This is a genomic window from Actinokineospora sp. NPDC051303, from assembly GCF_055586285.1.
On record NZ_JBVJIN010000004.1, the window covers coordinates 79718 to 94337 of the forward strand.

The following is a 14620-nucleotide window of genomic DNA, read 5'->3' on the forward strand; positions in this document are numbered from 1 at the left end:
CTGGTCTGAGGTGGTGCACCACGTCAGACCAGCGCCACCGGGATCAGGGTTTGGTCAGGGACAGCATCTTCGGGGCGGGGGCGCAGCAGCCGCCTCCGGTTGGCGGCTGTGCTTCGTCGGTGTCGGTGTCGAAGAGGCCGGAGCCGCCGCAGACGCCGGTTTCGGGGAGGGTTAGTTCGACCCTGGTGGCGGATTCCTGGTCGCCTGCGAGGGCGGCGGCTACTGAGCGGACCTGCTCGTAGCCGGTCATGGCGAGGAAGGTGGGGGCGCGGCCGTAGCTCTTCATGCCGACCAGGAAGACGTTGGGGTCGGGGTGGGTCAGTTCGGTGGCGCCGTGGGGGTAGACGGTGCCGCAGGAGTGGATGTTGGGGTCGATGAGCGGGGCTAGCGCGGTGGGGGCGCGGAGCACTGGGTCCAAGTCTAGGCGGAGTTCGGAGAGCCAGGTGTGGTCGGGGCGGAAGCCGGTGAGTGCCACTACCTCGTCCACGGGGGTTAGGCGTTGGCCTTCTATAGAGGTCAGGACAACGCTGTCGGGGGTTTGTTCGACCGTGGCGGTGCGGAAACCGGTAACTGTGCGGACCTGGCCTGCTCGGGCGGCCTCTTGCGCCTTGCGGCCCAGGGCGCCGCGGGCGGGGAGTTGGTCGGCGTCGCCGCCGCCGAAGAGGCGGCCTGGCTCGCCGCGGCGGAGGAGCCACAGGACTTCGGTGTTGGGGAGGTCGGTGAGGGCGATCAAGGCGGTCAACGCGGAGTGGCCGCTGCCCGCGAGGGCGACGCGCTTGCCCGCGTAGCGGGCGCGGGTGGCGGGGTCGGCGAAGTTGGGGACGCGGTAGGTGATTCGGTCGGCGGCCGCGGCTTCGCCGAGGGCGGGGAGGCCGTCACCGCCCAGCGGGTTCGGGGTGGTCCAGGTGCCTGAGGCGTCGATCAGGGCGCGAGCCGTGATCAGTTCTTCGCCGTGCGGGGTGCGGACGTGCACCGTCAGCGGCTCGGTGTCGCGGCCCGCGTCGACCACCAGGTCGCGGCCGCGGCGGGCGACGCCCACGACGCGCGCGTTGCAGCGGACCTGATCGCCCAGGGCTGCCGCCAGTGGAGTCAAGTAGTCGGTCGCCCATTCGGCGCCGGTGGGGTAGGTGTCGGCGGGAGGCTGCTGCCAGCCGGTGGCGGCGAGCAGCCGGGCGGCGGCGGGGTCGACCAGCTCCGACCAAGCCGAGAACAGGCGGACGTGGTGCCACTGGGCCACCGCCGCCCCGGCCCGGTCGGCCGCCTCCAGCACCAGCGGGCGCAACCCGCGCTCGGCCAGGTGCGCCGCCGCCGCCAAACCGATCGGGCCAGCGCCGACCACGACCACGGGGAGTTCGTCCATGATTCCTCCTTGCGAGAGCGATACATCGAAGTTCATCGATCCAACGGCCGGAACTGTATCGACCGGTATCGATTGACGCAACCATCGAGCGTGGTCGATACTGGTCGCATGACCCTCCCCGCCGGACTGCTCGCGCCGCACGACGCCGACACCTACGCCGAGTGGTTCGCCTGCCTAGCCGAGCCCACCAGGGTGCGGCTGCTGCACGCGGTCGCCGTCGCCGGTGGGCCGGTCACCATCGGCGAGCTGACCGAGCGGATCGGCATCAGCCAGTCCACCTGCTCCCACCACATCCGCAAGCTCGCCGACGTCGGATTTGTGTTGCTGCGCAAGGAAGGGACGACGACGCTGGTCACGGTGAACGCCGCATGCTGCACCGGCCTGCCGCACGCAGCGGACGCGGTGATGGGCGTGCTGGCCCCGCGCCCCTGCTGCCCCACCGACCTGCCCGCCGACGTCGCCGTGCGGGCCCTGCGGCCGGGAGACTGGGCAGCCGTGCGGCGAATCTACGGCGAAGGCATCGCCACGGGCGACGCCACGTTCGAGACCGAAGTCCCCGCGCGCAAGACACTGGAGGCCAAGTGGCTGCCCGCGCACCGCTGGGTCGCCGAAATCGACGGCGAAGTCGCCGGATGGGCCGCGGCAACCCCGGCCTCCAGCCGCGAGTGCTACGCGGGAGTGGCTGAGACCTCGGTCTACGTCGGCGCGGACTACCGAGGCCGAGGCGTCGGGAAAGCGTTGCTGCACAAGCAGGTCACGGCTGCGGACGAGGGTGGCCTGTGGACGCTGCAAACCTCGATCTTCCCGGAGAACCGCGCCAGTCTCGCGCTGCACCATGGGGCGGGCTTCCGCACTTTGGCCGTGCGGGAGCGCATCGCCCGGCAGCACGGGGTGTGGCGGGACACTGTCCTATTGGAACGCCGCGCCGCCGACTGAGCGCGGGGGCGCGGGCGCGGCCTGGGGCGGGGGAGCTGATCGCCTGGAGTGGGTGGACGTTGTTCTGCGGGGATGGCGCGCTCGGGGCGGGGGAGGGTGGCGGTGATGGGGGTGGAGTTGGGAGGTAGGGAACTGAGGCGGGGGCTGGGAACTGGGCGGGGATCTAGATGTTGGAGCCGGGGTCGGTAGTTGGGGCTGGGAACTGGGCCAGTAGTCGGAGTTGGGCCGGGGGCCTAGGAGCTGGGTCGGTGGCTGGGAGCGGGCAGCTGGGGAGTCCGGGCTTGGTAGCTGGGGGTTGGAGCTGTGAGCCGGGCGTAGGAGCTGGGTGAGGGGGCTGAGGGTGGAAGACGAGGCGCCTGGGAGAGGGGCCGGGGAAGAGGCAGCTCGCAGTGGAGTGGCTGGGAGCTGAAGACCGGGGAGTGGCTACCTGGATGCCGGGGCTGGGGAGTGGCTGGCTGAGAGTCGAGGGCTGCGAAGTGGCTGGCTGGTGCCGGTGGGCTGGGGAGCGCCTGGCTGGGAGTCGAGGGCCGGGGAGTGGCTGGCTGGTGCCGGGGGCTGAGGAGAGGCTGGCTGCGAGCCGAAGACCGGGAAGTGGCTGGCTGGGAGCCGAGGGCCACAAGTGGGTGGTGGGGAGGGTGAGGGAGTGAGGTGAGGGTCGCGGCGGAGTGGTTGTGGTGGTGGGGAAGGGGGGTCGCGCTGAGCGACCGCGGCAGGACGACTATCCAGACCAGCTAGGCCGCGGCGGGCAAACTGGGTGATTCCCGCGGTGCGGGTGAGCCGGTTGGGCACGGCGGGGGCCGACACGGTGGTGGTTGACGCGGTGGTGAGCAGTTGCCCCGCGCAGCCGCGGCCGTGCTCACGACGAGCACGGCCGCGGTCACCGCTACGTTGGTCGCTGTCGCTTTCCGGTCGTGCGGACGCGGCGGGGTTGGGTCAGCGGGTTGTCCACAGGGTGGGGCGGGACCCGGTGTATGGGTCGCCTTCGCTGGAGCCGACGGCCTGGCCGTGGTTGTTTAGCGCCAAGGGGTACGCGTTCTTGCCTCCGACGGTGCCCAAGTCGATCATTGTCCCGTCGCGCCACAGGAACGCGCGTAGGTGGTCCTCGGACGCGGTGGTGCTGATGCCCAGCACCTCGCCTCGGTCGTTGACGGCGGTGGCTGAGCTGAATGTCCCGCCGAGGGTGCCGAGGTCGATCATCTGGCCGCGCCGCCACAGGAAGGCGTGCCGTTGCGAGCCGGCGGTGGTGCTTGTCCCCACCACGTCGCCCGTCCGGTTGATTGCCTGCGGGTTGGAGGCGGCGTCGCTGTCCTGGCCGCCTAGGGTGCCCAGCCGGATCATGTGGCCGCCGGACCACAGCACCGCCTCGGTGCCCGGGCCGCTCTTGGGCTGGACGGAGCCCGCGACCTGGCCGGAGCGGTTGATCGCCCGCACGTAGTACTGCTCGCTGTCCGAGACCCCGGGCAGTGGCGCGCAGACGCCCGCGTCGCATCGGAACGCGAGCGAGCCGTCCCGGGCGCCCGCGATCACGCCCCGGTCGTTGAGCACCGCGCCGCGGATCTCGCCGGACCCGGGGACCGCGAGTTCGGTGAACTCGCCCGCCCGCCACAGGCCCAGCCTGTCCTGCAGCGGCCAAAACACGGGGAAGACCGGCGGTTCGGCGCCGAACTTCACCAGCACCTGTCCCGTCTCGTTGATGTCGAGGGCTTCGCTGGCTCCTCGATTGTCCGGCAGAATGTTCACCGCCTGGCCCGAGGCCCAATAACGGGCTTGCGGATAGCCGATAGGGTCGCCGCTCACCTGCTCCCTGCCGACCGTCTCGCCCCGGTTGTTCACGGCGGTGGGGACGCCGTCGCCGAGAATGGTGACCGTGCCCGATCTCCAGGTCACGGCGTGGAATCCGGTGTTGCCGACAATAAGTCCCCGGTCGTTGACCGCGATGGCGACACCGCCCCCGTCGCCGGGCGGTGTGCCCAGGTCGAGAACGGCGGGGGCGGTGTGCGCCGCGGCAGTCGCGGCGACGCTCATCCCGAGAGCAACAATGGCGGACAGGGTCAGAGTGCGTTTCTTGAGTGAAGTCACGCGCTCAGATTATGATTTGCGAGAACCAGTGACTACCGCCGGATGTCTTATTCCCCGCGAGTTGATCCGCGGTGTTTTATCAATTCGCCACAAAGGCGCGGGGGTCGAACGCGCTGACTCGGGCGCGGAGCCTGCTGGTGGACCACGGCCAGCTGAAGCTGTTGCGGCCGTTGGCGTCGAAGTAGTAGCTGGCGCAGCCGCCGGTGTTGTAGACGGTGCCCGCGAGGGCCCGCTGGACGTCGGCGTTGTAGGCGGCCTGGATTTCCGCGCGCACGTCCATGCTGGTCCAGTTCTCCGCCCGGGCGTGGGTGATCGCGGCCAGGACGTAGTCCAACTGCGCTTCGAGGACGGCGAAGGCCGAGGAGTGCCCGGTGCCGAGGTTCGGGCCGAGCAGCAGGAACAGGTTGGGGAAACCGGACACGACGGTGCCGAGGTAGCTCTGGGGGCTGCCGTTCCAGTGGTCGTCGAGGGTGCGCCCGCGCGCGTCGCGGACCAGGCCGCGCAGCGGGGAGTCGAGGATGTGGAACCCGGTGGCGAAGATGATGGCGTCGACGTCGGCGCTGTCGCCGTCCGCGCCGATCACCGTCGAGCCGCGGACTTCCGCGACCGCGCAGGCGTGCACGTCCACTGTGGACTTCGCCAGGGTCTGGTAGTAGCTGTTGGAGAACAGCAGGCGCTTGCAGCCGATGGTGTAGTCCGGTGTCAGCTTCGCCCGTAGCGCCCGGTCGCGGACCGTGAGCCGCAGGTGCGCGCGGCCCAGCGCCTGCACCAGCCGAAGGAGCCGGGGGACGCGGAAGCCGACGCCCAGGGTCTCCAGGATCGCGTACTGGCCCGCGCGAACAGCCCGCCGCGCCAGTGAGAACCGCCGCAGCAGAGCCTGGGCGACGCCGGACACCCGGTGATCCGGCTTGGGCAGCACCCACTGCGCGGTGCGCTGGAACAGGTGCAGCCGGGCCGTGCGCGCGGCGATCTCCGGCACGAACTGCACCGCGGACGCGCCGGTGCCGACCACGGCGACGTGCTTGCCGGTCAGGTCGTAGCCGTGGTTCCACCGCGCCGAGTGGAAGACCTCGCCGGGAAAGCCCGCCAGGCCGGGGATATCGGGGATCAGCGGCTCGTTCCACGGCCCCAGCGCGGGAACGAGGAACCGCGCGTCGTAGCGCCCATCGGTGGTCTCGACCCGCCACCGGCCCGCGGCGGGGTCCCATTGCGCGCCGGTTAGCTCGACGCCGAAACGGGTGTGCGCGGCGATGCCATGCGCGTCGGCGGTCCGGGCCATGTAGGCGCGGATCTCCGGCTGTGTCGCGAACACCCGGCTCCACAGTGGATTCGGGGCGAACGAGTACGAGTACAGCGCGGAGGGCACGTCGCAGGCGCAGCCGGGATAGGTGTTGGCCCGCCAGGTGCCGCCGAAGCCGTCGGCCTTCTCCAGCACGGCGAAGTCGATCCCGGCTTGCTTGAGCCGGATCGCCGCGCCGATGCCCGACGCGCCCGCGCCGATCACCAGCACCTCGAACGAGCGGGTCACCGGGGCCGCCGCACGCGCAACGCTGTTTCCACTGTGGATAGAGCGCGGCGGGGGTTCATGAAGTTGGGCCCCATGGCGGCCAGGTCCTCCGGGCCGGGCTCGATCCGGCGCACGACCGTGCCCGCCGCGCGCAGGGCGGCGACCTCCGCGTCCAGCAGTCGGCTCATCGGCTTGCGCAGCAGGCGTTCCAGACGGCTGAGCCCGCGCGCGGGCGCCGGTCCTGACGAGGTCATCGGCGCGACGACCACGACCTCGTCCAGCCCGCGACCGACAAGCAGGTCGGCCGAGGTGGGCGAGAGCACCCCGCCATCGAGGTACGAGCGCCCGTTGATTTCCACCGGGGGAAACCATCCCGGAATCGCCCAGGACGCGGCGATCGCCGGGCCGAGCGGGCCGGTGGCCGCGTCGAAGACGACCCGCTCACCGGTGTCGCGGTCCGCGGCCACCAGCAGCGTGTCCTGGCGCGTGACGCGCGGGGCCAGCGCGTCGCCGAGGCGGCGCAGCCACGTCTGGTCGCCGCGTCCCAGCGGCAGCAGGCCCGCCAGCCGGGCGAGCGGATGCGCGCCCACCCGCGCCAGGCGCGGCGCGGCGAACCCCGGCGCGGGCACCGGCGGCAGCGCGCCGGGTCCGGCGGCGAAATGGTCCCGCAGCAGGGCAGGCGCGTGCGGCTGATCGGTCAGCGCGGCCAGCACATCGTCCAAGGTGAACCCGGCGGCGAGGATCGCGACCAGCTCCGCGCCAGCCGACGTGCCGACCATGACCTCCGCCGAGCGCGGGTCCCAGCCCAGGTCCCGGCCCAGCGCGCGCAGCGCGACGACCGACCACGCGAAGCCCACAGTGCCGCCGCAGCCCACCACGAGCCCGCGCCGGGTCATCGCGGCAGCCCGCCGCGCAGCAGCTTCCCAGTGGGGTTGCGCGGCAGCTCGGGGAGGAACACGAACGCGCGGGGAACCTTGTAGCGGGCCAGGTTCTCCTTGACGTGCAAGGCGAGGTCGGCCGGATCGGGCGGCGCGTCGCGGGCGACGACATAGGCGACCAGCCGCTGGCCGAACTCCTCGTCGTCCACGCCGATCACCGCGACGTCGGCGACGGCCGGGTGCCGGGCGAGCACGTCCTCCACCTCTTGCGGGTACACGTTCTCACCCCCGGACACGATCATGTCGTCCGCCCGGCCGTCGACGTGCAGACGGCCCTCGCCATCGATCCGGCCGACATCGCCGGTGTTCATCAGCCCGTCCACCATCTCCTTCGTCCCGCCGCCGGTGTACCCCTCGAACACCAGCGGCCCGCCGACGAAGATGGTCCCCGGCTGACCGGCGGGCACCGGCCGCCGGTCGTCGCCGAGGATCCGGGCCGGAACACCGACCGTGGGCCGCCCCACCGTGCCCGGCGCGGCCCGCAGGTCCGCCGGGGTGGCGACGGCGGCGATGCCGATCTCGCTCGACCCGTACCCGTTGTAGAGCACGTCGCCGAACTCGGCCATGAACCGCTCCGCCAGCACCGGCCGCAGCGCCGCGCCGCCGGAGAGCACCGCCCGCAGGCAGCTGTGGTCGTAGCCCTCCCGCACCGCCGGGGGCAGCGCGAGAATCCGTTGCAGCATCACCGGAACCGCGGCCACGAAGGCGATCCCGTGCCGCTCGATGTCGGCGAGCGCGACCTCCGGGTCGAACCGCCGCCGCAGCACCACCGGCGAGCGCAGGAACACCGCCAGCGCCCAGGCGGCGAGCCCGAAGCCGTGGAACAGCGGCGGGCCGATCAGCACCGGGTCGCCGGAGCGCAGCCTGGTGCGGCGCAGGATCGTCACGGCTGGGCCGAGGACGGCCAGCGGGCTCGGCGTGCGCGGCGCGCCCTTGGGCGTCCCGGTCGTCCCGGAGGTCAGGATGGTGACTTTCCCCTGCCGCAGCCTGCCCACCGCGGGCAGCGGCGCGTGGCCCGCGACCAACTCGTCCACAGTGGACTCTCCGGTCGCGGTCTCGTGCCAGGCGACGACTCTCGGTGTGCCAGCGGGAACCAGTGGCAGGAACTCCTCGTCCACCACCAGCACATCGGCGCCCAGCCGGGACCAGATCCGGGCGAGCTGCGGGCCGGAGAACTCGGTGTTGAGGTAGACGACGTCCGCGCCGACCCGGCCCGCCGCGGCGCTGGCGAGGACGAAGCCGCGGTGGTTGCGGCACAGGACCGCGACGGTGGCGCCGGGGCGCAGCCCGTGCCGGTCGACCAGGCCGCGGGCCAGCCGGGCGGCGGCGTCGTTCAACTGGCCGAAGGTGAGCGTGCCGCGGTCGTCGACCAGGCCCAGCGCGTCCGGCCGGTGCGCGGCGGCGACCGCGAGCAGGGTGGCGGGCGAGGTGCCGGTGTGCCGCACCGCACGCCGCATGTCGCGCAGCTGGGCGGGCCGGGACTGCCGCGCCAGACCGGTGCTCACCAGCGCGGCGGCGGTGTGCCGCAGGATCGCGGCTCCGCTGGTCAGCTTCCCCGCGCTACCCAGTCGTCTCATGTCCGCACGCTCCCGCGTCTGCCGCCCGCGTGCAACCGGCTCGCGATCGCCTGCCAGGGGCGGCGAGTGGCGGCGGCGCCGAGTTCGGTCAGGTCCGCCCACCACGGGCTGATCTGGCTGGGCCGCCGCACGATCGCCCGGCACACCACGCCCGCCGCCTCGTCGGCCGACATCCCGGGCAGGTTGTCGAACACGCGGGTGGGGGCGCTCATCCTGGTCCGGATCAGCGGCATGTAGACCGAGGTGGCGGTGACCCCGTCGCGGGCGATCTCGGTCGCCGCGCTGCGGAAGAACACGTCGAACGCGGTCTTGGACGCCTGGTAGGCCGCCCACCTCGGCGCGGGCGGGACCTGGACGCCGATCGTGGAGATGTTGACCAGGTGCCCGCGACCTCGGGCGCGCATCGCGGGCAGCAGGCCGAGGAACAGCTTGACCGGGCCGAGGTAGTTGACCCCGATGGTGCGCTCGAAGTCGTGGAACCGGCCGGTGGACTTCGCGATGGACCGGCGGATGGACTTGCCCGCGTTGTTGACCAGGATGTCCACGTGCCCGTGCTCGCACAGCACCCGCTCGGTGAGCGCCTCCACCTGCCCGGGGTCGGTCAGGTCGGTCGGGTAGGGGTGCGCGGTCGCGCCCGAGCGGCGCAGGTCGGCGGCCAGCGCGTCGAGCGCGGCGGCGGTCCTGGCGACGAGCAGCACCGTCGCCCCGGCCTGGGCCAGGCGCCGGGCCGTCGCCTCGCCGAGGCCGTAGGACGCGCCGGTGACCAGCACGACCCGGCCGGACACGGCCGCGCGCAGGTCGGCCGCGTCGACGTGGGAGCGCGGATTGGCCATCCAGTGCGCGGCCCCGCTGCGGGACAGGCGCGTGAGGAGCGGGTGGCGGCGGGCTGCCATCTGACCGACCTCCGCTCAGCCGCACGCTTGGAATAATGTCGCTATCTGGATATCGTGGGTATGTGGGCGTTGTCAACGCTTCGGGTCCACCGATTAGGATTCCCCCCATGGCGCGTCTCAGCCGGGCCGAGGCTCAGACGAGGAACCGCGAGGCGCTGCTGCGAACCGCCCGCGACCTGTTCCTCCGCGACGGCTACCACGCCACGTCCATCGCGCGAATCGCCGAGGAGACCGGGGTCACCACCGGCGCGGTGTACTCCAACTTCGACGGCAAGGCGCAACTGGCCCTGCTCGTCCTGCGCGACATCCAGCGCGAGCGCATCGGCGAGTTGCAGGACCTGATCGGCGGCGCGGGCGCCATCGCCGACGGCCTCGACCGGCTCCGCGACTGGACGGCCACGGCCATGGCCAGCGGCTGGCCCCGGCTGGAACTGGAGTTCGCGCTCGACGCCCGCGACGAGGCGCGGCTCGTGAACGCCGAGGCCGACCGGCAGCGGTCGGTGGTCGACACCCTCGCCGCGGCGATCGAGACCCGGCTGGCCGACCACGGCGTCACCCCGGGCGTGCCGGTGCGCACGCTGGTCGAGTCGGCCGTGAACCTCGCGGTCGGCCTGGCCACCCGGCATGTCATCGACCCGAGGGTGACCCCGGACAACCTGGTCGACCTCATCCGGGGCCTGCTGCCGCTGGTGTCCCGCTGAGGGGCGGTTGCGCGAATCCCGGTTTGTGGACAGGATTCTGGTGTCCGCGGCCGGTAAGATCCCCAGGCGGAACTGCGCATCCGTTGCGCTGACGGGCTTTCGCAACCCGGGGCAACGGGAAACCCCTGTCTCACAAGCGTTCTCGCGCGTGATGATCGAGTCATCAAGCAGTGGTCTCGTCTCACCGAAGGAGTTCGCGATGCAGGTGCTCATGTCGGCGGTGTCGGCGGTGCGGTTCGGGTTCTGGCTGGTGGTCATCGGTTTCGCGCTGGGCATCGCGGTCGGCTACCAGGCCGCGTCCGCCGATGCCGCGCAACTGCCGCCGCCCCCGCCCAGGGACGTGCTGTCGGCCCCCGGGCAAGTCGAGGTGGAGCGGGCGGTCACAGTCGCCGACGCCGCTCCGTAAACAAGATGCGCGGAAACAGCGCGGGCGCCGACCGGGCCGGACGGCGGTGTCCACTCGATGGCCAGTATCCGTCCAGTGGACGCCGCACTGTCCACTCGCTACCGCATTGTCCAGCGTTTGGGGCAGCGGAACCGTTGTCGCGCAAGCCATCCTGTTGCTCCAGGGGAGGACGGCAGGTTGGCGAGAGTAGGCATGGCATGGCAGACGAAGAGGGGGTCCCGCTCGGGGGCGCGGGCGATCTCCCGTCGCCCCGGCGGGTCCGCCGGGCGCACGAGAGCGACCGGGCCGCGACCGAGCCGGGGCGCGCGGTTGTCGACCTGATCACGGGCAAGTACGACCGGGGGTTTCGGCGCTGCGTGTTCACCTGGGCCCGGCGGTCCCGGCTGGATTTCGACGAGCTGTACCAGGAGTCGATCGAGCGGCTGCTCAAGCAGGCGACGGTGGACCCGGAGCACCCGCAGCTGATGGCGTGGGTCGCCCGGTGCGTGCGGTTCGCCGAACTCGAACTGCTGCGCAAGGCGGGCCGGGCACCGGTCGCCACCGACGCCGAGACGCTGGCGGCCCTGGCTCCGGCGCGGTGGGACGACGATGACGACACCGACCGGGTGGTCGGCCTGCTCGACACCGTCCTGCCGGAGGCCCAGCGGGCGGTGGTCGAGGCGCTGGTGCGCGGCGACTCGGTGTCCCTGGTCGAGATCGCCGACCTGCTCGGGCGCTCGCACGAGGCGACCCGGCAGAACAAGTCGCGGGCAGCGAAGACGCTGTGCGAGGCGATGGGGCTGACCGAGGAGGAGCGTGTCGCCTACCGCGACCGGCGCCGCGACCGCGACCCGGCGGAGACCGCGCGGCGGCTCGGCGTCGACCCCGGCGAGGTGGTCCGGCTGGCCAGGCAGGCGCACGACAAGGTGTGCCGGTTCCTCCAGTAGGGGGATATCGACGGCGGGGAAAGGAGATTGTCCATTATTTGTCCACTCCGGAGTCACGGGCGCGGTGGCCGCGCCGTAGGTGTTCGGGCGGAGCGCCTGGGTTTTCGCCAGAACGCGAGGAAGGTAGCCGTGGTGGATACGCTTGCCGATCGGCCGGTCACGCCAGTTCGCCGGATGCTGGCCAGGGTGGCCTGGGTCCGCAGGCCCGGCGTCGCGCTGACCTATCGACGCGCCGACGACGCGCTGGTCGCCGACCTGTTGGACGCGCCGACGGCGGTCGACCACGTCGAGCACGGCCTGCTGTGCGTCGGCCGCGACGGCGCGGACGCGCACGCGCTGCCGACCGTGCTCGTCCTCGTCGGCTTCCGCGCCCGCCCGGACTCCGCGGCCGCCGCCCGCGCCCGGGACCTGCTCGGGCTCCGGGTCTGGCGGGCGGCCCTGGCGCTGCCCGCCGACGCCGACGCGGCCGTCGAGGTGGTGCTCGACGCCGACGAGGCCCGGGAACGCCTCGCGCTGTGGGCGCGGTGGACGCCCCGCCCGGTCGCGGGCGTGCTCGACTCCGTGCACGAGGCGCTGTCCTCGGCCGCGCCGGTCGCGGTGGTGGGCCGGACGGATTTTTCCGCCCTGCTGGACGAGTACGCCGAGTCCTACGCCCACGCCTATCCCGGCGGCATCCACCGGTCGGGGCCGCTGGCCGCCTGCCCGGAGACGCCGATCGGCGCGCTGGGGCGGTATCTGACCGACCTGCACCGCATCGCGGCCGAGGTCGGGGTGCGGGTGGACGGCGCGAGTCCGGCCCGCATCCGGCGGGCCATCGCGGGCGCCGTCGACGCGGCGGCGCTGCCGGTGCTGTGGATTGTCGAGGACGTGCCGCCGTCGCTGCTGACCCCGGATGAGGTGCGCAGGCTCGTCGTGCCGTCCGAGCATGTCCGGACGCTGCTTACCGGGGTGGCGGCGAGCCCGGACATTCCCGGCGAGGTCATCGTTGTCGACGCCGCTGTCGATGCCGAGGACCGCGGCGGCGCGCGTTACGCGGCGTCACGCGCGGACGCGATCGCCGCGGCCGAGGCCATCCTGCGCGCGGAAACCCTTGCGCTGGACCAGGAGCACCATGCCGAAGCGCTCGCCTTCGACCAGCGGATCGGGGTGCCGCGGCGGGTCGCGCTGCTGGGAGCGCTGGCCCGACCGCGGGCCGAGCGCGGGCAGGCGCGCGACGCCGCGACGCTGCGCGCGGAGATCGCGCGGCTGCGCCCGGACGACGTCGGCGCGCTGCTCGCCGCCGCGGCCGCCCACGGCGCGGCAGGCGCCGACGCCGAGTCGCTGCGGGTGGCGCGGGCGGTGCTGGCGCGGGAATCCGCGACGGCGGACCAACTCCACCGCGCCCGGGTCCTGGCGGCGCGGGCCTGCGACCGGCTGGGGGAGTACGCCGAGGCCGACGACCTGTGCTGGGCACGGGGAGAACTCACCGGAGCCGGGCCGGACGCGGTGGCGTTCCGGGTCGGCCGGGCGGCCGGGCTGCGGCTGCGCGGCAGACCGGCCGAGGCGCTGCGGGTCCTCGCCGTCGACCTGCCCGCCGGTCCGGCCGCCGAGATCCCCGCGCCGAACCTGGTCGAGGCCCGGCTGGAATACGCCCGCTCCGCGCTGCCCGCTGGCGAGATCGGCGGCGCGATCGACGCGGCCCGGTCGGTGATCAGCCACCACGAGCGCGCCGGGCTGTTCCACCACCGGTGGTTCGTCGCGGCCCGGTGCGTGTTCGCCGACGCGCGGCTCGCCCGCGACCTCGCCGCGCGCACCGGCCTGCCCGACCCGCGCCGCGCCTCCTTGGCAGACCTGGAAGTCCTCTACTCCGACTACGGCGAACGCCACGGCGAGCGCAGCCTGCTCACGCTCACCGCGGCCGTCTGGCGGTGCCGCGCGCTGGTCGCCAGCGCGCCGAGCGAGGCGCTGACCGCGCTGCGGCGGGCGGCCGAGCTGGTGCGGTCCGAGGTCGGCGACGGCGAGCCGCTGTGGCCGCGGCTGCGGCACGGCATGGCCGAAGCGCTGCGGGCACTGGGAAAGCTGGACGAACAGCGCGTCGTCCTGACCGAAGTGCTTGCGGCGCAACGCGTCCTGCTCGGTCCGCGCCACACGGAGACCATGGCGACGGCGGCGGACCTGGCGGACCTGGCGCTACCCGCCGACCCGCTCGGCCGTCAGGTCCACCACCAGCCCAGCCCGTAGGCGCGATTGAGGGTCAGATTGTCAAAGGAGACATGCGCATCGCCCACCGAGTCCGGCTGGATCGGCTCCCCCTGGTAGCCGGGGTCCAGCAGATCGTCCTGCATCGCCCGGGAAATCCGGGCGACCCGCCGCGGCGGCCTGCCGCGGTCGAACCTGACCCGCAAATCGAAGTGGTCGCAGCGGTTCTCCGGCGTGCAGGCGAAATACGGCAGCATCAGCTCGTGGCTGGAAACGCGGCGGCGCAGGACGAACTCGTGCTCGTCGGCGCGGTCAAGGCGCTCGCTCATCCGCAGCCCCAGCCGGGGCCGCCGGGGCTTGTCCGAGGACAGGTGGACCAGGGTGCCGCCGTGCAGGATCTGCGGCAGCGGCTCGGTGTCGTTCGCCTTGGTGATGGCGATGTCGACCTCGCCGAGGCCGTCGCGGTCGGCGGCGATCCTGCGGAACTCGATGACCTCGGGCGCGGGCCCGTCGAGCACGACCAAAGCGCGCAGAGACACCGTGTGCCAGCCAATCCGCGCCGCCTCCGCCGCGTCGCTCTCGCCCGCCGGGGTGAGCGCCAGCTCGGCGATCCGGTCGATCGCCTCGTCCACCCGGCGGCGGACGGTGCGCACGTCCCGGCTGAGCCGGGCCCCGGCCAGTTGCAGCCGGTCGGTGTAGAGGGCCTGGTTGAAGTCCTCGTCCAAGGCGAACGCGGCGAACGCGGCGACCCGGAGGTCTTCCTGCAACAGGGAAGCCAGGCCGCGCAACCGGTCCCGCACCTTCGCCCGCACCCGGGCTGGCTCGTCCTCGGCCAGCACCGCGCAGGCCTGGCCGAGCGCGCCCGAGGCGAGCCGCACCAGGTTCGGGGCGTGGATGCCCCGGCCCTTGCGCAACGCCTTCAGGTCGCCGACGAGTCGGTCCAGCGGCTCGGTCATGGGGCGCCTCCCTGCGGCGTACTGCACCAGTCGCCGGTCACGTAACCATACGGGGCGGATCATCGTCAGCCGACGGGCCGACGTTTCCCGCCCCAGCCGCGCGGAAGGCAACAGGAAACCCCTGGTGGCCCCGGCGCGCGCCACGCGACCATGGAGTGGACAC

At 72.9% G+C, this 14620-nt stretch carries 12 protein-coding genes; 5 read left to right on the forward strand and 7 right to left on the reverse strand.

Going from position 1 to position 14620, the window contains the following annotated elements; translation table 11 throughout:
- Nucleotides 1-43: 43 nt before the first annotated feature.
- On the reverse strand, nt 44-1360 hold the full coding sequence (locus ACZ6SD_RS04810; RefSeq protein ID WP_465315558.1) for an FAD-dependent oxidoreductase: 1317 nt from the start codon (nt 1358-1360) through the stop codon (nt 44-46).
- Nucleotides 1361-1468: 108 nt separating this feature from the next.
- Between ACZ6SD_RS04810 and ACZ6SD_RS04815 the strand changes: the two genes are divergently transcribed.
- Complete coding sequence (locus ACZ6SD_RS04815) at nt 1469-2296, forward strand: helix-turn-helix domain-containing GNAT family N-acetyltransferase (protein ID WP_465315559.1); 828 nt, start codon at nt 1469-1471, stop codon at nt 2294-2296.
- A gap of 933 nt (nt 2297-3229) precedes the next feature.
- Here the strand turns inward: ACZ6SD_RS04815 and ACZ6SD_RS04820 are convergent.
- The 5 genes from ACZ6SD_RS04820 to ACZ6SD_RS04840 all read right to left on the reverse strand — a co-directional run bounded on the left by ACZ6SD_RS04820 (nt 3230) and on the right by ACZ6SD_RS04840 (nt 9290).
- Nucleotides 3230-4375, reverse strand: coding sequence for a hypothetical protein (locus tag ACZ6SD_RS04820; RefSeq protein WP_465315560.1), 1146 nt, complete (start codon nt 4373-4375; stop codon nt 3230-3232).
- Between the two features lie 79 nt (nt 4376-4454).
- A complete protein-coding gene (locus tag ACZ6SD_RS04825; RefSeq protein ID WP_465315561.1) occupies nt 4455-5903 on the reverse strand; it encodes a flavin-containing monooxygenase in 1449 nt (482 codons plus the stop codon).
- Nucleotides 5900-6778: a patatin-like phospholipase family protein gene (locus ACZ6SD_RS04830; RefSeq protein ID WP_465315562.1), complete on the reverse strand. Its 879-nt coding sequence runs from the start codon at nt 6776-6778 to the stop codon at nt 5900-5902. Before ACZ6SD_RS04830 ends, ACZ6SD_RS04825 begins: the two co-directional genes overlap by 4 nt.
- A complete protein-coding gene (locus tag ACZ6SD_RS04835) occupies nt 6775-8397 on the reverse strand; it encodes an AMP-binding protein (RefSeq protein WP_465315563.1) in 1623 nt (540 codons plus the stop codon). The genes ACZ6SD_RS04830 and ACZ6SD_RS04835 overlap by 4 nt, the downstream gene beginning before the upstream one ends.
- On the reverse strand, nt 8394-9290 hold the full coding sequence (locus tag ACZ6SD_RS04840; RefSeq protein WP_465315564.1) for an SDR family NAD(P)-dependent oxidoreductase: 897 nt from the start codon (nt 9288-9290) through the stop codon (nt 8394-8396). Before ACZ6SD_RS04840 ends, ACZ6SD_RS04835 begins: the two co-directional genes overlap by 4 nt.
- 107 nt (nt 9291-9397) lie before the next feature.
- Here ACZ6SD_RS04840 and ACZ6SD_RS04845 point away from each other — a divergent pair, with 107 nt between their 5' ends.
- The 4 genes from ACZ6SD_RS04845 (at nt 9398) to ACZ6SD_RS04860 (ending at nt 13543) form a co-directional block, all read left to right on the forward strand.
- Nucleotides 9398-9991 carry a TetR/AcrR family transcriptional regulator gene (locus ACZ6SD_RS04845; protein WP_465315565.1) on the forward strand — a complete coding sequence of 198 codons (594 nt, stop codon included), beginning with the start codon at nt 9398-9400 and terminating at the stop codon, nt 9989-9991.
- 199 nt (nt 9992-10190) lie between these two features.
- Entirely contained in the window at nt 10191-10397 is a 207-nt protein-coding gene (locus ACZ6SD_RS04850; RefSeq protein ID WP_465315566.1) for a hypothetical protein, read from the forward strand.
- A 197-nt stretch (nt 10398-10594) separates the two neighbouring features.
- Nucleotides 10595-11323, forward strand: coding sequence for an RNA polymerase sigma factor (locus tag ACZ6SD_RS04855; protein WP_465315567.1), 729 nt, complete (start codon nt 10595-10597; stop codon nt 11321-11323).
- A 132-nt stretch (nt 11324-11455) separates the two neighbouring features.
- The gene (locus tag ACZ6SD_RS04860) at nt 11456-13543 is read left to right on the forward strand and encodes a hypothetical protein (protein WP_465315568.1); all 2088 of its coding nucleotides are present in this window, start codon (nt 11456-11458) and stop codon (nt 13541-13543) included.
- On the opposite strand, the gene ACZ6SD_RS04865 is transcribed toward ACZ6SD_RS04860, so the two are convergent.
- A complete protein-coding gene (locus ACZ6SD_RS04865) occupies nt 13516-14457 on the reverse strand; it encodes a hypothetical protein (protein ID WP_465315569.1) in 942 nt (313 codons plus the stop codon). The two genes, ACZ6SD_RS04860 and ACZ6SD_RS04865, sit on opposite strands and share 28 nt — an antisense overlap.
- Nucleotides 14458-14620: the final 163 nt, after the last annotated feature.